Genomic DNA, 16,629 nt, shown 5'->3' with positions numbered 1-16,629 from the left:
GGCATCCGATGAACGATCTGAACGGAATGGTGGCGATCGTCACCGGCGCAGGCACGGGGATGGCGCGCGTGCCCAGCATCGGCGATGCGACCGCCCGGCTGCTGGCGAGACGCGGTGCGACCGTCGCGGTGCTGGACATCGATCCCGCCGCCGCCGGTCGCACCGTCTCGGCGATCGCAGGCGATGGCGGCCTTGCCTTCCCGATCGTAGGCGATCTGCGTTCGGATGCGGCGTGCGAACGGGCGACCGCCGAGGCTGTGGAGCGGACCGGCCGGCTCGACATATTGGTCAACAATGTCGGCATCGGCAGCGGCCCCGTCGTCGGCCAGGTGAGCGAGGCCGATCTGGCGGCCGCTTACGACCTCAATTTCAAGACGGCGGCGCTGATGACCAAGGCGGCGGTCGGTCGCATGGTGGACGGCGGCTCGATCGTCAATCTCTCGACCACGGCGGTACATCATCCCACCACCAGCCTGACCTACAGCGCCACCAAGGCAGCGGTCGAGGCGCTGACCACGCACACCGCCTTCCAATATGGCGCGGACCGGATCCGGGCCAATGCCGTGCGCCCCGGCGAGGTGTGGACGGCCATGGTCGACCGCCATTGCGCGACCGACGCGGACGCGGCTGCGAAGCGGGCCGACCGCGCGCGGCGGTGCGTGCTGCCCTATGATGGCGACGCCTGGGACATCGCCGAGGCCGTCGCCTTTCTGGCCAGCCCCGCAGCGCGCTGGATCACCGGACAGATCCTGTCGGTCGAAGGCGGCGCCCGCCTGATCCGCCCCAACCCGGATTGGCAATCGAACCACAGCTATTGGAAAGCCGGGCGTTGATCCTGGACCAGCAGCGCGCGATCGCACGGGAGGCGCTGCCGTTCGACGTGTGGCGCTATCTCGAGGCGCGCGCGGACGAGGGCACGCACGCCGAGGCGGCATGGCGCCGGTGGCGGTTGCGGCCGCGTATTCTCAGGGGCGTGGGCGCGGTGGATGTATCGACCACGCTGCTGGGCGAGACGATCGATCTGCCGATCCTGCTGGCGCCGGCCGGGCGCAGCACGCGATATCACGCCGAGGGCGAACTCGCCACCGTCAACGGCGCGGCGCAGGCCGGCACTATCGCCTTGCTGCCAAGCTCGATCGCGCATGACGCCAAGGTGCCGGCCGCTGCCGGCAGGGCGTGGCAGCAACTCTATATCCTCTCCGATCGCGCCGCGATGAGGCGGCGCCTGGCGGAGGCCGAGGCGATCGGCATCCGCGCCATCGTGTTGACGGTGGACCTGTTGCCGGGGGCGGCGGGCGAGATGCCGCCGCCGCCGCGCGCCGCCTGGGAGACCGGCCGCGCAACGTCGGCGGCCAGCCTCTTCTGCGGCGCAACCCTCGACGATCTCGCCGATATCTGCGCGGCGACGCGGCTGCCGGTGCTGGTGAAGGGCATATTGCGCGGCGACGATGCCCGTGCCTGCCTGGCGGCGGGGGCCGCCGGCCTCATCGTCTCCAATCACGGCGGCAACCAGCTTGCCGGCGCGGTGAGCAGTGCCGCCGCTTTGCCCGAGGTGGTCGAGTGTGCCGGCGGACGCGGCATCGTTCTGGTCGACGGCGGCGTGCGCAGCGGCAGCGATATCCTGAAGGCGCTGGCACTCGGTGCGGATGCCGTGCTGCTGGGTAGGCCGACGGCCTATGCCTTGGCCGCCGGCGGCAGCGCCGGCGTCACCGCCCTGCTCGCCGGGCTTGGTGACGCGCTGGCGCGCGCCATGGCATTGTGCGGGATCGCCCGCCTCGCCGACATCCATCGCTCCCTTGTCACCATCGAGGACATATGATGCAGAAGCTGGACGAGCCCGCGCTCGATCTCCTGTTCCGCGAAGCGCGCAGCTTCGATCGCTTTTACAGCCGGCCGGTTGGCGACGCCACGCTGCGCGCGCTCTGGGATCTCACGAAGATGGGTCCGACCTCCGCCAACCAGATGCCGGCGCGGTTCGTGTGGTGCGTGAGCGAAGAGGCGCGCACGCGCCTTGCGGCATGTGCCAGCCGCGCCAATGCCGACAAGATCCTCGGGGCGCCCGTGACCGTCGTCATCGGCATGGACGAGGACTTCCACGACCTGCTGCCGGAGCTTTTTCCGGCCCAGGATGCGCGCTCCTGGTTTGCCGACCCCGCGGCGCGGCGGCTCTCGGCCTTGCGCAACGGCACGCTTCAGGGTGCCTATCTGATCTTCGCGGCGCGTTCCCTCGGCCTCGATGTAGGGCCGATGTCGGGCTTCGATGCGGCTGCGGTCGAAGCGGCGTTCTTCGCGGATGCGCCGTCCGTTCGGGCCAATTTCCTGTGCGCCATCGGCTATGGCGAGCGAGACGGCCTTACCCCGCGCAACCCGAAGCCCGCGTTCGAGCGCTTCAACAGGATCGCCTGACGCCCTCTATCCGGCGCCCGAGAACAGCCACTTACCCGGCGCGACCGAGCGACGCCCGATCGCCGTCGCCAGCGCTTGCCCGATGATCCCTGGCTGATGGCGGCCGGCGAAAGTCCGCGATCGCAAGAGCGGACCTCGCGTCATCGGCGGCGCCTCGGTCGGGTAGAAGGATCATGCCAGGAGAGTCTTCGTCGATCTCGGCACCGGCGCGGTGGCGTGGTTGGCCGTGCAGCAGCATAGCTGTGAGACGGCTTGTCACGTGAAACCCTCCCGATCCCTATTCGTTGAATGTGCGACGGCGACAATCGGGGTTTCCGCAATGAATGGGCGTGAAGACAACGATGTAGCAAGGCCCTGCGTGATGCCGCCGGGTCGGTGCACCGTCCGTCGGGCGATCCGATGATGAACTGAACGGCTGCCCATCCAACAAGCGCAGCGCACGGCCGACCTCGAAAGAACATCTCCTGATGCCGGGCATGTCAGGCGCCCGGCGCTCGATCACGAAGGAACGTCATGGTTACGCAACGGTATCGTCCGCCTCACACGTTCGGCCTTGGCGGAGTCGCGATCGGCAACGAGTTCCAGTTCGCCACGGACGAGCAGGCCGAGGCCACGCTGGCGGCCGCGTGGGATGCGGGCGTCCGCTACTTCGACGTGTCGCCATGGTACGGGCTCGGTCTGGCGGAGCGGCGCTTCGGCCGCTTCCTCGCCCGCAAGCCGCGAGGCGAGTTCGTGATCTCCTCGAAGGTCGGCAAGCTGCTGCGTGCCGGGCGCGACAATCAGGCGAAGACCTACTTTCCCTTCACCACCTCCCCCAACACGCCGCACTTCGACTATAGCGCCGATGGGGTCATGCGTTCGATCGAGGACAGTCTCCAGCGGCTCGGCCTCGATCGGCTCGACATCGTGTTCGTCCACGATCTGTCGCCCGACAATGCCTATCTGCCCGACGATTGGGAGGCGCTCTGGCCGATCGCCGAGCGGGGTGCCTTCCCCGCGCTGACCCGCCTGCGCGACGAGGGCGTGATCGACGGCTGGGGCATGGGCGTGAACTGCCCGCAGCCGATCATCCGCTGCCTGGAAGTGGCCGACAGCGACGTGCATCTGCTGGCCAGCCAATATTCGCTGGCGGATCATGCGAACGCCGTCGAACAGGTCTTTCCCAAGGCGCGGGAGAAAGGTGTCAGCTTCGTCGTCGGCTCGGCGCTCAACGCCGGGTTCCTCGGTGGCGCGCCTCGCTACAATTATGGCCAGGAGAATACGCTGATCCCCGCCGAGAAGCAGGAGAGGCTGGCCACGCTGCGCGAGATCGCCGGCAGTCACGGCGTCGATCTGGTGGCGGCCGCGCTGCAGTTCAGCCTTGCGCCCGATGTCGCCTCCGCGCTGATCGTCGGCACTGCGAGCCCGTCTCATATCCTCGCCGACCATGCGGCGCTGCGGGCGAAGATCCCGGCCGCGTTCTGGGCCGATCTGAGATCGCGCGGCATCCTGCATCCGGATGCTGCCGTCCCATCCGCCCCGGCGGCATAGCCTAAGCGCGAACAGTGAACAGGAACTGGAGACCGTCATCATGATCAAGGCCCGGGGTTACGCCGCAAACCACTCCTTCACCCGGCTGAAACCGCTGGAGTTCCAGCGGGAGGAGCCGAAGCCGAACGAAGTGCAGATCGACGTACTGTATTGCGGCGTCTGTCACTCGGATATTCACCAGGTGGAGAATGACTGGAGCAACACCGTCTATCCGTGCATGCCCGGGCACGAGATCGTCGGGCGCGTCGTGGCGACCGGCAGTTCGGTCACGCGGCACAAGCAGGGCGATCTCGTCGGCGTGGGCTGCATGATCGACAGTTGCCGCCAGTGCGAGCCGTGTCGCGCGGGCGACGAGCATCATTGCGAGGGGCATAATAGCTGGCTTGCCACCTATAACGGGCCGATGAAGCCGGCGGCGATGACCGAGGACGGCGTCAACACCTACGGCCGCGACAACACCTATGGCGGCTACTCTAACGTCGTCGTCGTACCGGAGGATTTCGTTCTCAGGATCCCGGAAAGCCTGCCGATCGAGGCGGCCGCGCCGATCCTGTGCGCGGGCGTCACCACCTTCTCGCCGCTCCGCCACTGGGGTGTGAAGGCCGGCGACAAGGTAGGCATCGTCGGCCTGGGCGGGCTCGGCCACGTGGCGGTGAAACTCGCCAAGGCGATGGGCGCCGACGTGACGGTGTTCACCACCGACAAGGACAAGATCGAGCCGGGAAAGGCGCTCGGCGCGAGCGAGGTCGTGATGGAGGGGGACAAGGAGGCGTTCAAGAGGCTGGAACTCTCGTTCGACTTCATCCTCTCGACCATCCCCGAGAAGCACAAGGTCGATCCGTTCATCACCCTGCTCAAGCGTAACGCTACCTACTGCGCCGTCGGCGCGCTCGATCAGATCCCCGGCTACAACAACATGGAAATGGTCATGCACCGCCGCAGTCTCGCGGGCTCGCTGATCGGGTCGATCAGGGAGACGCAGGAGGTGCTCGATTTCTGCGCCGAACATGGCGTCGCGCCGGACGTGCAGGTGATCCCGATCCAGGACGTGAACGAGGCCTACAAGAAGGTGAAGAACGAAGACGTCCGCTTCCGCTACGTCATCGACATGGCGAGCCTGAAGCAGGAAATGGCCGACGCGTGATGGCGCTGGTGGCCCCGCCGCCATGCCCCTCGACGTCAATCAGGAGAAATCCATGCGCACCGCCGTTCTAGCGTTCGCCGTCGCGATCCTGTCGCCCGGCCTGTCCACCGCCCTGGAGGCGCAGATGCCCGTGACCAGCCCCGGCAACCTCAAGAAATACAACGTCACGATCCGCCGCTTCGACCCGACGAAAGGCGCGCAGAGCGGGCAGGACTTCGTGCTCCCGGTCGACAGTCCCGACGAGGAACATGCCATCGCCTCCACCATCGCCAACGCCGCATCGTGGCCGGGCAAGGTGGAAGGCGGCCGGCCGCTGCCGATGGCCTTCATGGCCGTGCGCGTGAGCCCCCGCTGATGCGCCTCCCTCCCATCCCGCACGATCAGCTCCCGCCCGAGCTGCAGGCCGTCGACGACGACATGCGGCGCGAGATCGCGAAGCATCTGAAAGGCTTCGTCTCCCGGCGCGACGACGGTGCGCTGGTCGGGCCGTTCGCCCCCATGCTGCGCTTCCCGCAATTCGGCCAGCCCGCATGGACCTACACCAAGGCCCTGATCGAGAATGCGAAGCTGCCGAAGGGGCCGCACGAGGTCGCGATCCTGGTGACGGGCGCGCGCTTCAACTCGCGGTACGAGCTCTACGCGCACGAGCATGTCGCCGAGCAGGCGGGCCTGTCACAAGCGCAGATCGCGACGATCGCCGCCGGCGAGCGTCCGTCGGACCTGAGCGAGGAGGAAGCAGCGGCCTACGACGTCGCGGCGGCACTCGCCGGCGGCAAGGGGCTGCCCGAGTCGACCTATCAGCGCGCCTTGCGGGCGTTCGGCGAGGAGCAGCTGGCCGAACTCGTCTATCTGGTCGGCGGCTACTGCCTCGTGTCGGTGCTGCTCAACGCCTATGACGTGTCCGTTCCCGGCAGCGAGGAAGGCCTGCCGCGTGGGTGATCTCTCGCAAAAAGCCGCGGCGGCGATCCGGGTGAAGAGCACCTGGCGCGCGACGACGGCCGGGGCGGATGCAGTGGGCAGGCATGGTCAGCGGCACGATCCACTTCAACGCCGAGGACGGCGCGCGCCGCGTGCCCTGAAGGAGAGCGGGCGATGAACGGCAAGTATCTCGCCGGGGCGATCGCCGGCAGCCTCGTGGCCGGGGCCGGCATCACCGCCATGATGATGGCGGGCGAACGGAAGAGCGGCAAGCCGTCCGAACTGATCGATCTCGAGCGCGCCAGCGCGCGCAAGTTCGACGTCCCGACACCGGAAGCGACCGAGCTGCCGACACCGGCCGAGCAGACTTTTGCCCAGGGCGGTCACATGCTGCTCTCCGGGCTCGCCGGCCTCGCCTACGCGGCCACGACGAACGAGGACACCGACCCGCTAGTCGGCGGCGTCCTGTTCGGCCTCTCCTTCTACGCCCTCGCGCACTGGCTCGCCGGTCCGCTGCTCGGCGTGAAGGCGCCGGAGTGGACGCAGGGTGGCAAGACCATCGGCATGCACACCGTCAACCATGTTGCGTTCGGCCTCGTCACTGCCCTCGCGGCGCGCGCGGCGACGCGATCGGGCCGTTCAGGATGACGTGACGTCGCGTCCCCACGACTTCCAGACCGAGAAGGATCGCCCATGACCTACCTGCGCTACTCCCCCGACATCGAGACCCCGGAAGCCGACGAGCAGCAGTCGATCGACGGCATCATCAAGGGCATGACACAGGAGAGCCAGACGGTCGAGAAGCGGGAAGGCCACGCGGTGCGCGCCAGCCACGCCAAGAGCACCGCGTGCGTGATCGGCGAGCTGGTGGTTGCGGACGATCTGCCGCCCGAGCTTGCGCAAGGGCTGTTCGCCGAGGCCGGCACCTACAAGGTCGCCGTCCGCTTCGCCCAGGGGCCGGGCGAGACGCTCGGCGACCGGGTGTCCACGCATCGCGGCATGGCGATCAAGGTGTTCGGGGTGGAGGGCGAGAAGCTGCCCGGCCACGATGCGCCGACGCAGGATTTCGTGCTCGCCAGCGGAACGACCTTTCCGGCGGGCACGGCGGCGGGCTTCCTCAGCCAGGCCAAGAAGATCGGCCTCGCCACGCCGATGCCCGAGGGCGTGAAGAGCGCCGCCGCCGCGATCGCGCGCAACATCAACAAGGTGCTGAACGCCGTCACCGGCGGGCCGAGCCCGACGCTGGATTTCTACGGACATCCCTTCAGCCACCCGCTCGACGATTATTACTTCAGTCAGTGCCCGGTGCGGTACGGCGATTATATCGCCAAGCTCGGCGCCTTCCCCGTCGCGCCAGAGCAGCTGGCGCTCGACGACTGGCAGCTCGATCCGCATCAGGACGAGGACGGCTTCCGCCACGCCGCCATCGCCTATTTCGACGCGCATGACGCGGTGTTCGAACTGCGCGCGCAGCTATGGGCCAATGCCGAGACGCAGCCGATCGAGGACGCTTCGGTCGAGTGGCCGGCCCAGGACAGCCAGTACCGCACCGTCGCCACGATCCGCCTTCCGCGACAGGCCGCCTACGGCGCGGAGCGCGTCCGCTATTTTGACGAGGTGATGACCTTCCGCCCGGCGCACAGCCTCGCGGTGCACCGCCCGCTGGGTGGCGTGATGCGGGCGCGTCTGCAGGTCTACCGGGCGCTGAGCGACTTCCGTCATCGCGAGAACGGCGTCGCCGCCGCGAACACCGCCAGCATCGACGAGATCCCGGGATGACGATCGCCGGCCCTGCGCTCGCTATTCACGAGGAATGGGAGACCACACGCGCGCTTGAAGCGGACGACAGCTGTGTTGACATGTCCGGGGATGAGCCGGCAGCGGCCGAAGCGTCTACCGCCATAAACACGCTGGCTGCGAGGTCGGGTAGGCTGCGCCTACTCTACGGTTTCGTATACAGCCGCGTGTGGCACATCCTCTGCGGCAGGAGCACGTTACCTCGCTTCAACCACCGCCGGCCTATGGCCGGACGGAGCGGGTTGACCACCCGTACAAACCCCGTATTCCCGCCGTGTGCGCCCGTAGCTCAGTCGGATAGAGCACGAGCCTTCTAAGCTTGGGGTCGCAGGTTCGAATCCTGCCGGGCGCGCCATGCCATTCCGCCCTGCTTTGCGGCCTGACGAAAGCACGACGGCAAGGAGGTTGCCGCAATCCTTGAGCCGTCGGTCCGCGTAACATCGCCAGTGGATTCACGATCCACGCGCCCCGACCAGTCTCGGTCTTCGTGGCCGACAGCGTAGGCGGCACGTAAGGAGGCGGTCAGGCGGGCGGTGGGGGAGGGGCGGGCTGGCCCGCCAGCTTCGGCAGCGCCTCGTCGATGCTGGCCCATGTCGGCGCCGCGGCCGTCCAGATCGTCGATTGCGGCGCGCCGACCTCGGGATCGTCAAGCGAGCCCACCCGCACGGTCACGAGGTGCGGGCGCGTATCGGCGAAGCCGTGCACCTGGCTGCCGCATTCCGGGCAGAAATGCCGCCGCATCACCGTGCCGCTGTCTGCCGTCGCCACATGCGCCTTCGTCTCGCCGGTCACGCGGAAGGCGGCGCTCGGGAAGATCGCGTTCACGGTGCCGCTGCCGGCGCCGAGATACTGGCAGAGGCGGCACCAGCAGGCGCGCGTGGCGATCGGCGCGGTATCGATCTCGAAGCGCACGGCGCCGCACAGGCAGCCGCCGGTGATAGGCGGCGTGCCGCTCATGCCGCCACCATTTCGACGAGCCCTTCGAACAGGCGGCGGCCGTCGTTGCGGCCGTGCGCCGCCTCGATCATGCGCTCCGGGTGCGGCATCAGGCCCAGCACGTTGCCGCCGGCGTTCACGATGCCGGCGATGTCGCGCGCCGATCCGTTGACCGGGGCGGCGTAGCGGAAGGCGACGCGGCCTTCGCCTTCCAGTCGGTCGAGCGTGTCGGCATCGGCGGTGTAGTTGCCGTCGTGATGCGCGACCGGGAACGTCACCGCCTCGCCGGGGGCGTAGAGGCGGGTGAAGTCCGTCCGGGCGTCGCCCACGGTGAGCGCCACGTCGCGGCAGACGAAGGTAATGCCGGCGTTGCGCATCAGCGCGCCCGGCAGCAGCCCCGCCTCGGTGAGCACCTGGAAGCCGTTGCAGATGCCGAGCACGCGCGCCCCGCGTGCCGCCGCATCCGCCACCGCGCGCATCACCGGGCTGCGCGCCGCCATCGCGCCGGATCGGAGATAGTCGCCATAGGAGAAGCCGCCGGGCACGCCGATCAGGTCGATGCCGTCAGGCAGCGTCGTCTCGCGGTGCCACACCATCGTCGGCGCCGTGCCCGTCACGTCGCGGATCGCCACGGCCAGATCGCGATCGCAGTTCGATCCCGGGAAGACGATGACGGCGCTGTTCATCTCAGGCGCCCCGCTCGATGCGGTAATTTTCGATGACGGTGTTGGCCAGCAGCTTGCGGCACATCGCGTCGAGATCGGCGTCGCTGGTGCCGTCGGCCAGATCGAGCTCGATCAGCTTGCCGGCGCGCACGTCCGCCACGCCGCCGAAGCCGAGCCCCTCGAGCGCGTGGTGGATCGCCCGCCCCTGCGGATCGAGGACGCCGTTCTTCAGGGTAACGTAGACGCGCGCCTTCATGGATCTCGCCCGCTTGGTTGCAATCGGCGGGCTTATGCGCCGGTCGCCAGCGGCGGGCAAGGCGCCCGTTCCGTGGCGGGCCGTCGCCAGCGCAGCAGCAGCAGCAGGATCAGCCATGGCGCCAGCCACACGATGCGGCTCTGGTAGCGATCGTGGACGTCGGAGAGCGCGCCGGCCAGCGCCGCGTTGGCGACCAGCGCCGCGGCGATGCCGCCGCAGAAGGCGAGGGCGCTGGCGTCCGGACGGCGCCACGCACGCATGGCGGCGAGCGGCAGCAGCAGCAGGGCGAGGGCGGCGACCGGCGTGGTGATCGCGCGGACGAGCCGCTTCGGCGTCGTGTCGCGATATTGCGCGGAGGCGAGCAGGGCCGGCAGCGCCGCCGGCCGATCGCGCGCGAGGATCAGGCCGATGCCGCCGGAAAGGTTGCGGCCGCAGCCCGCCGGGCACTCGTCGTCGATCGCGCGAAACGTGACGAACTGCCGCGCCGCGCCGCGCGCAGAGGAAAGGAGGAAGGCGATCGGCTGCTCGGCCACGGCGCCGCGATTGGCGGCGGCCATCATGTCGATCCAGCGCCAGCGGAGGCCGTCGTCGCGCTGCTGCCAGATGCGCGTGGCGACCGGGCTGTTCGCCCCGCCCCAGAGCAGAGCCTGGCTGTCGTGCGGCATCCGTGCGCGATCGGCGCAGAGCGGGGCCGGTGCATCGGTGCCGCAGTGGCGATCGAGCCAGCGGTCGATCAGCCCGTCCTCGTGCAGGCGGGCGAACAGGAAGAAGGCGCCGACCGGGGAAAGCGCCGGTCGCGACAGCACCAGCGCGTTGCCCGCGACGAGCAGGGCGGCGGCGGCCAGGCAGGCGACGATCGCCGCCGCGGCTCGGGCTAGCGCGGCGCGCCACGCGAGGCCGAGCGGGATCTGCGCGGCGACCGCCGACAAGGCAACGGCGGCGAGCAGCACGATGTGGGTGTAATGAACCGTCGCCAGCACCAGGATGGCGAGCCACAGCAGCGGCACGCCGGGCGCGCCCGGCGCCCGCGTGGCGGCGAGGCAGGCGAGCAGCACGAGCGGGCCGGTGAGCGCATCCGGCATGAACTGGCCGGCATGCCACGGCAGCGCGGTGAGCAGCACCACCGGCACCGAGGCGAGCAGCAGGCGGGCGGGCGGCACATCCCGCCCCACCAGCGCGCGCGTCGCCGCCAGCAGCGCGGCCGCCACCGCCAGCGCCTGCGCCGTCACCGCCAGCCACAGGCCCGCCAGGCCCGGCGCCACCGTGACGAACGGCTTCAGCAGCAGCCCGTAGACGCTCGGCCGGTCCATCGCGAAATCGTGGCCGAGGGCGATGCCGAGATAGGTGCCACTATCCGGAAAGACGAGCGGGAAGCGGTTGGCGATAGCCGGGCCGAGCAGCAGCAGCGCCAGCAGCAGCGCCGCGCCGGCGAAGCGCGCGCCCCGCGCCGCCTCAGAAATAGCGCGCGAGCCCGAACTGGATGCGATGGCGGTTGATCCGGTAGAGCCCCACCGTCGAATCGATGCCGTTATAGGTATAGGTGACGGAGGGCGAGAAGCCGGCCACCCGCACCGATCGCGCGCCCAGGTAGGCGCGGGCGTTGAACCGCCAGTCCTTGCGGCTGTCCGGCGACAGGAAGGCGAGCGGCGCATCGAACATCACGCGCGACAGGCCGCCGGAGAGGCCGGCGTTCAGCCCCCACGGCAGCTCGCCGCCGATGCCGACATTGCCGCCCACCTCGGTGCTGGAGTAGGCCTTGGAGACGAGATCGTCGCGACGCAGGAAGGCGCTGACGGAGGCGACCATCGCCTTGTTCACGACCCGCTCGTAGCTGGCGTAGATCGCGTGCTGCCAGCCGCCGAACGCCTCGCCATAGCCCGATTCGATGCGCCTCGTATCCACCTGCACGCCCACCCGCGAACCGGCGTTCAGATCCTGCTGGTAGGAAGCGCGGATGCCGCCACCGGTGGTGGCCGATCGGCCGCCATACCAGCGCTGCACGCCCAGCGCCTGCACCGAGAAGCGGGCGCCGTCCTTCGTCGTCAGCTCCGGCCCGGCGGCGAGGAGGACGGAGACGTCGTCGGCCGCCTTGCCAGTCTGGTTGATGAACTGGCCGTCCGCGTCGATCAGCATCGCCACCCCGTCCGACAGGCGCAGCTTGACGCCGCTCGACACCGAGGCGACCTGGCCGACGCCGGAGCGGCGTCGCGCCGCCTCGTTCAGCTCGATCGGGATCGTGCCGTTGCCGACCGAAACGTCGATCGTGCGGGCATCGGTGGCGTTGTTGACGTTGCTGTCCGGCGCCAGGCCGAAATCGAGGTTGAGGTGCCACTTCTTGCGGTTGCGGATCACGCCGCGCTGATCGCGGATGGTGCGGGCGATCTCGGGCGGCAGGTCGGCGGCTTCCTCGGCCAGGCGGTAGTGATGGTCGGCGGCCGAGTCCTTGCCCTGGAGCATCAGCACGCGGGCGAGCTCCAGCCGGGCGCGCACCATGTCCGGCCGGTCGCGCAGCACGGCGCGGAACTCGCGCGCGGCCGTCTTCAGGTCGCCGGTCTCGGCGGCGACGTAGCCGGTGAGGAAGTGCGTCTCCATGCCATATTCGGGCGCGCTGGTGAGCGCCGCGAGCATCGGCTTCGCCTCGTCATATCGCTTGGCCAGCACCATCTGCTGGGTCGCGGCGAGCAGTTGCGGCGCCGTCATCCGCATCGTGCACACGCCGTTCTCGCAATCGGAGAGCGACGGAGAGGTGGTGAGCGGCGCGAGGCCGATCATGGTTAACGCGCCCAGGCACAGCAGGGCGAGCGAATAGGGGCGGCGCATCGGCCTTCGTCCCGCCTTCCGCGCCCGTCGCCCGCCTTACTGCTTCGCGCCGGTGAAGGCGCCGAGGATGTCGACCCGCTGGTTCGGGATGCCGCCGACGATGCGCAGGCTGCCGCCGACGTTCACCGCGTCCGGCCCATAGAAGGCGCCGTCGATGGAGCTGGCGCCTGCCGTGCTGGAGCCGGGCGAAATCGCGGCGAAATCGACCGCGGTGGTCTTGCCGGCGGCGTCGGTGAAGCCGGCCGACTGGAACTGGCCGGTGAAGCCGCTGGTCTTCACCAGATCGATGGTCGCCGTGCCGGTGGCGTTGAAGGTGGAGCCGGCGGCGATGGCGAGCGGGCTGGACGCCAGATCGCTGCCGGTGTTCGGCGCGTTGACGGTGCCGCTCAGCGACAGGCTGACCGTGCTCTTGCCGAAATCGACGGACAGCGCGCTGCTGCCTTGGATCCACTGGAAGGCCGACGCTTGGGTGCCCGGCGCGTTCACCATCGAGGCGACGAAGCCGCCCTTGTAGGTGCCAGCGCCCGAGGCCGGTATCTGGCTGCGCAGGGTCTGGTCGCCGAACACGAAGGCGCCGCGCTCGAACGTGTCGGTCGTGCCGCTCGCGGGCGTGTTGTTGCGGACGTAGCCGGCAAGAGAGACGTAGATCGTGCTGGTGCCGGGCCGCTGGTAGAAGAAGGTGTAGGTGTCGTTCGGCGTGCTGCCTATGCTCTCCAGATAGTTAAAGCCCTGGAGATCCGGCACGCCGAACTGCGGGCTGCCGGCGGAGGTGAAATCGATGCGGTGGCCCGGATCCTGAAAGCGCAGGTTCGACGAGACGATGGCCTTCGTGTCGGCCAGGGTGACGGTGAAGATGCCGTCGCGCGGATTATAGGAGACGGTGCCGCTTGGCGCGCGAACGGTGGTGGCGTTGCCGGCGTAGAGTGTGGCGCCAGTCCCCGTGTCCACCTTCAGCGACTGCGCGCCGCCGAGCAGATCGAAGGATTTCTCGCCGGTGACGGAGAGGAAGCTGGTGGCGGTGTTGGCGCTGTTGCTGCCGGTGCCGTTGCCGGCGGAGACACCGCTGCCGTTGCCGGCCGAGACGCTCACCGCGCCGGATCCGGCCGGCGCGATGCTGCCGACCGATTCGGGGCCGCCGCCGCTGCAGGCCGCTACCGCCGCGAACGGAAGCATCGCGATCAACTTGCGCATCAGACCAAACCCCCAAGACCTTCGTTGCGAGGGGGAGGTAGCCAAAAAGGGTTAAGGCCGGTTTAAACGGCCCGGCCGCCGCGTGCCTGCGCCAAGCAGAAGGGGCGCGCCGACAGGCGGCACGCCCCTTCTGCTTGGCCTGGTTGCGGCCTACTTCTTGATGCGGCTCTTGCGGTGCTTTTCCATGTCCAGCACCGTGGTGTCGCCTTCCGGCAGCAGGCCCAGCCGGCGCGCAATCTCCTGATAGGCCTCCACCTCGCCGCCCAGATCCAGGCGGAAGCGATCCTTGTCCAGCTTCTCGCCGGAAACCATGTCCCACAGGCGGCAACCGTCCGGGCTGATCTCGTCGGCCAGGATCACGCGGCTGTAGTCGTTATCGTAGATGCGGCCGAACTCCAGCTTGAAATCGACCAGGCGGATGCCGATGCCGGCGAACAGCCCGGTGAGGAAGTCGTTCACCCGGATCGCCATGTCGGCGATGTCGTGCATCTCGTCCTGGCTGGCCCAGCCGAAGCAGGCGATATGCTCGTCCGCCACCATCGGATCGCCGAGCGCGTCGTCCTTGTAATAATATTCGATGATCGTGCGCGGCAGCTGGCTGCCCTCCTCGAGCCCCAGACGCTTGACGATCGAGCCGGCGGCGACGTTGCGAACGACCACCTCGATCGGGATGATCTCGGCTTGGCGGATCAGCTGTTCGCGCATGTTCAGCCGGCGGATGAAGTGAGTCGGCACGCCGATATTGCCGAGCAGGGTGAAGACATGCTCGGAAATGCGGTTGTTGAGCACGCCCTTGCCGGAGATCGTGCCCTTCTTCTGCGCGTTGAACGCGGTCGCATCGTCCTTGAAATACTGGATCAGGGTGCCGGGCTCCGGCCCTTCGTACAGGATCTTGGCCTTGCCTTCGTAGATCTGGCGGCGGCGGGACATGGGCAAGCCTCTCAGGCGTAAAAGAGCAGCGCCCCGAACACGCGCCGGCCGGCGGCACGCGAGCGGGGCGTTTGCGCCGCGCTATAGCGGAACGCCGATGGCAGCGCAAATGAAGCAGAAGGGCGGCTTCCAGCACTCGGACTGCCGCGGCGCCGGATCGTACGGGCAGCGCTGCGGGCTGTTGACTCCACAGTTCTCGATAGGCAACGGTTCCTATCGCGGAAGATCATCGCAGATGGGGGCTGAGCAATGATCCGGCAGGGGGCGCTGCTGATCTTGTTGATCGCCGTGTTGTTCGGTGCCGGATCGGCGTCCGCGCAGGCGAATAGCGATGTCGCCGCCGGCCCCGAGGCCGGAGAGCGGCGCGTGGCGCTGGTGATCGGCAACGGCAATTACGCGTCGGTCGGCCCGCTGCTTAACCCGATAGCGGATGCCGGCATCGTCGCCGATGCGCTGCGCAAGGTAGCGTTCGATTCGGTTACGGTCGCCTCCGACCTCGATCGCGGCGGGTTCGAGCGGGCGCTGCGGGCGTTTCGCGCGCAGGCGGCCGGCGCCAAGGTGGCGATGATCTACTATGCCGGGCACGGCGTGGAGGATGGCGGCCACAACTGGCTGATCCCGGTGGACGCCACATTGCAGAGCAATTTCGACCTGGCCTACGAGGCGATCGACCTCGATCGGGTGATGGAGGCGGTGGCCGGCGCCAAGGTGCGGCTGGTGGTGCTCGATGCCTGCCGCAACACGCCCTTCGCGCGCCGCTGGCCGCGCGCGACGCGCGGGATGGTGCGCGGGCTCGGCGAGATCGCGGTCGACGACTATCTGGTGATCTTCGCCGCCGCGCCGGGGCAGACGGCGAACGACGGGATGCGCATCAACTCGCCCTTCGCCGTCTCGCTCTCCCGCCGGCTGCAACAGATCGACCTGCCGGTGCAGCTGCTGGGCAATGCCGTGCGCGACGACGTGCTGGCGGCGACCGGCGGCGAGCAGCGGCCGTTCGTCAGCTCAAGCATCAGCGCGATGCTCGTCTACCTGGCGCCGCAGCCGCGCCTGGCGCCGGCCGCGCGTCCCGGCGAGCCGCGCCTGTTCCTCGATGTCGCGGCACTCGACGCGCTCGCCTGGAAGGGCGCGTTGCGGGCGAACACGCGAGAGGCGTTCGAGGAGTATAGCACGCAATTCCCGAACGGCCGCTTCGTCAGGATCGCGGAGCAGAACGTCCGCCGCCTCTCCAGCGCGATCCCGCGGATAGAGCCGGTGGCGGTGCCGCCGTCGCGGCCGCAGCCGCTGGTGCAGACGGTGTCCTTCTCGGCCCTGCCCACATTGCCGCGCAGCGGCGTCGATCCGCCGCCGGCCACCGTGAACGCGACGCCGGTCGTTCCCGCCGAGAGTTCCGCCGTCAGCGCGCTGAACCAGGGCATTCAGGCGCACAACGATGCCATCGCCGAGCAGAACCGGGCGGCGCAGGAGAAATATCGCCTCCAGGTGGCGGCGGTGGAGGACAAGGTTCGCCTCCAGCGCGAAGCCTATCAGCGCGAGCTCGATCGTTTTGCCGGCGAGGAGGCAAAGTGGCGCGCTCGCGTCCGCGCCTGCGAGACGGGCAGTGCCAAGGAATGCGGCCAGAGCGCCACCGCCGAACCCGTTCCCCCCAAGCGCGCGCTGGCCGGGCGTGCCGACGAGGTGATCGCCTGGCCGGAGGGCATCGTAGTGTGTCAGCTATCGACCGACACCAGCGAGCGCGAGAGCCGCTGCTACGGCCCCGCCCGCGAGAGCAGCGGCCCGATCGGCACGCGCGAGGGCGATCGCGCGGTGGAGCGCGCCTGCGACGCCCGGCAAGGCATTCGCGATCTGGGCGCGATCGGCGGCTTCCGCGTCTACGGCTGCGGTTTCGGCGTCCACCCCGATCCGAAGCCCGGCATCGATCGCGCCGACTATGACAGCTCCGTGCGCTTCGGGCTGAAGGACATTCCCGGTCGCGGCACCTTCCACTGCACGCGCGCCACGCAGGGCATGTGCCGCTCGCTGTGAAGCGGGGGCGAGGC

Annotated in this window: 17 protein-coding genes and 1 tRNA gene; 11 read left to right on the top strand and 7 right to left on the bottom strand. The window is 69.0% G+C overall.

The window, feature by feature from the left end:
- Nucleotides 1-8 precede the first annotated feature (8 nt).
- The 10 genes from GNT64_RS09215 to GNT64_RS09170 all read left to right on the top strand — a co-directional run bounded on the left by GNT64_RS09215 (nt 9) and on the right by GNT64_RS09170 (nt 8,150).
- Complete coding sequence (locus tag GNT64_RS09215; RefSeq protein WP_156679265.1) at nt 9-833, top strand: SDR family NAD(P)-dependent oxidoreductase; 825 nt, start codon at nt 9-11, stop codon at nt 831-833.
- Nucleotides 830-1,819: an alpha-hydroxy acid oxidase gene (locus tag GNT64_RS09210; protein ID WP_197277330.1), complete on the top strand. Its 990-nt coding sequence runs from the start codon at nt 830-832 to the stop codon at nt 1,817-1,819. The genes GNT64_RS09215 and GNT64_RS09210 overlap by 4 nt, the downstream gene beginning before the upstream one ends.
- On the top strand, nt 1,816-2,406 hold the full coding sequence (locus GNT64_RS09205; RefSeq protein WP_156679263.1) for a malonic semialdehyde reductase: 591 nt from the start codon (nt 1,816-1,818) through the stop codon (nt 2,404-2,406). The genes GNT64_RS09210 and GNT64_RS09205 overlap by 4 nt, the downstream gene beginning before the upstream one ends.
- A gap of 513 nt (nt 2,407-2,919) precedes the next feature.
- Nucleotides 2,920-3,936, top strand: coding sequence for an aldo/keto reductase (locus GNT64_RS09200; protein ID WP_156679262.1), 1,017 nt, complete (start codon nt 2,920-2,922; stop codon nt 3,934-3,936).
- Nucleotides 3,937-3,976: 40 nt separating this feature from the next.
- Entirely contained in the window at nt 3,977-5,080 is a 1,104-nt protein-coding gene (locus GNT64_RS09195) for an NAD(P)-dependent alcohol dehydrogenase (protein WP_156679261.1), read from the top strand.
- Nucleotides 5,081-5,132: 52 nt separating this feature from the next.
- Nucleotides 5,133-5,435, top strand: coding sequence for a hypothetical protein (locus GNT64_RS09190; protein WP_231639406.1), 303 nt, complete (start codon nt 5,133-5,135; stop codon nt 5,433-5,435).
- Nucleotides 5,435-6,019, top strand: a complete 585-nt coding sequence (locus GNT64_RS09185) for a carboxymuconolactone decarboxylase family protein (RefSeq protein WP_156679260.1) — start codon at nt 5,435-5,437, stop codon at nt 6,017-6,019. Before GNT64_RS09190 ends, GNT64_RS09185 begins: the two co-directional genes overlap by 1 nt.
- 153 nt (nt 6,020-6,172) lie before the next feature.
- Entirely contained in the window at nt 6,173-6,646 is a 474-nt protein-coding gene (locus GNT64_RS09180) for a hypothetical protein (protein ID WP_156679259.1), read from the top strand.
- Nucleotides 6,647-6,691: 45 nt separating this feature from the next.
- Complete coding sequence (locus GNT64_RS09175) at nt 6,692-7,777, top strand: catalase family protein (protein WP_156679258.1); 1,086 nt, start codon at nt 6,692-6,694, stop codon at nt 7,775-7,777.
- A gap of 296 nt (nt 7,778-8,073) precedes the next feature.
- Nucleotides 8,074-8,150: transfer RNA gene (locus GNT64_RS09170), tRNA-Arg, on the top strand.
- A 167-nt stretch (nt 8,151-8,317) separates the two neighbouring features.
- Here GNT64_RS09170 and GNT64_RS09165 read toward each other — a convergent pair.
- The 7 genes from GNT64_RS09165 to purC form a co-directional block, all read right to left on the bottom strand.
- Nucleotides 8,318-8,752: a GFA family protein gene (locus GNT64_RS09165; RefSeq protein WP_156679257.1), complete on the bottom strand. Its 435-nt coding sequence runs from the start codon at nt 8,750-8,752 to the stop codon at nt 8,318-8,320.
- Nucleotides 8,749-9,417, bottom strand: a complete 669-nt coding sequence (gene purQ / locus GNT64_RS09160) for a phosphoribosylformylglycinamidine synthase subunit PurQ (RefSeq protein ID WP_156679256.1) — start codon at nt 9,415-9,417, stop codon at nt 8,749-8,751. The genes GNT64_RS09165 and purQ overlap by 4 nt, the downstream gene beginning before the upstream one ends.
- 1 nt (nt 9,418) lies before the next feature.
- Nucleotides 9,419-9,652 (bottom strand): phosphoribosylformylglycinamidine synthase subunit PurS, encoded by a 234-nt coding sequence (gene purS, locus GNT64_RS09155; protein ID WP_156679255.1) that lies wholly within the window; start codon nt 9,650-9,652, stop codon nt 9,419-9,421.
- Nucleotides 9,653-9,684: 32 nt separating this feature from the next.
- Nucleotides 9,685-10,962, bottom strand: a complete 1,278-nt coding sequence (locus GNT64_RS09150; protein ID WP_156679254.1) for a hypothetical protein — start codon at nt 10,960-10,962, stop codon at nt 9,685-9,687.
- 142 nt (nt 10,963-11,104) lie between these two features.
- Nucleotides 11,105-12,472, bottom strand: coding sequence for a surface lipoprotein assembly modifier (locus tag GNT64_RS09145; RefSeq protein WP_156679253.1), 1,368 nt, complete (start codon nt 12,470-12,472; stop codon nt 11,105-11,107).
- 36 nt (nt 12,473-12,508) lie between these two features.
- Nucleotides 12,509-13,663 (bottom strand): transferrin-binding protein-like solute binding protein, encoded by a 1,155-nt coding sequence (locus GNT64_RS09140; protein ID WP_156679252.1) that lies wholly within the window; start codon nt 13,661-13,663, stop codon nt 12,509-12,511.
- Nucleotides 13,664-13,813: 150 nt separating this feature from the next.
- On the bottom strand, nt 13,814-14,593 hold the full coding sequence (gene purC, locus GNT64_RS09135) for a phosphoribosylaminoimidazolesuccinocarboxamide synthase (RefSeq protein WP_156679251.1): 780 nt from the start codon (nt 14,591-14,593) through the stop codon (nt 13,814-13,816).
- 249 nt (nt 14,594-14,842) lie between these two features.
- Here purC and GNT64_RS09130 point away from each other — a divergent pair, with 249 nt between their 5' ends.
- A complete protein-coding gene (locus tag GNT64_RS09130; protein ID WP_156679250.1) occupies nt 14,843-16,615 on the top strand; it encodes a caspase family protein in 1,773 nt (590 codons plus the stop codon).
- Nucleotides 16,616-16,629: the final 14 nt, after the last annotated feature.

Source organism: Sphingomonas profundi (genome assembly GCF_009739515.1).
Lineage (GTDB): Bacteria > Pseudomonadota > Alphaproteobacteria > Sphingomonadales > Sphingomonadaceae > Alterirhizorhabdus > Alterirhizorhabdus profundi.
The sequence above is the reverse complement of the archived record's forward strand: the minus strand, read 5'-3'. Positions and strand labels throughout refer to the sequence as shown.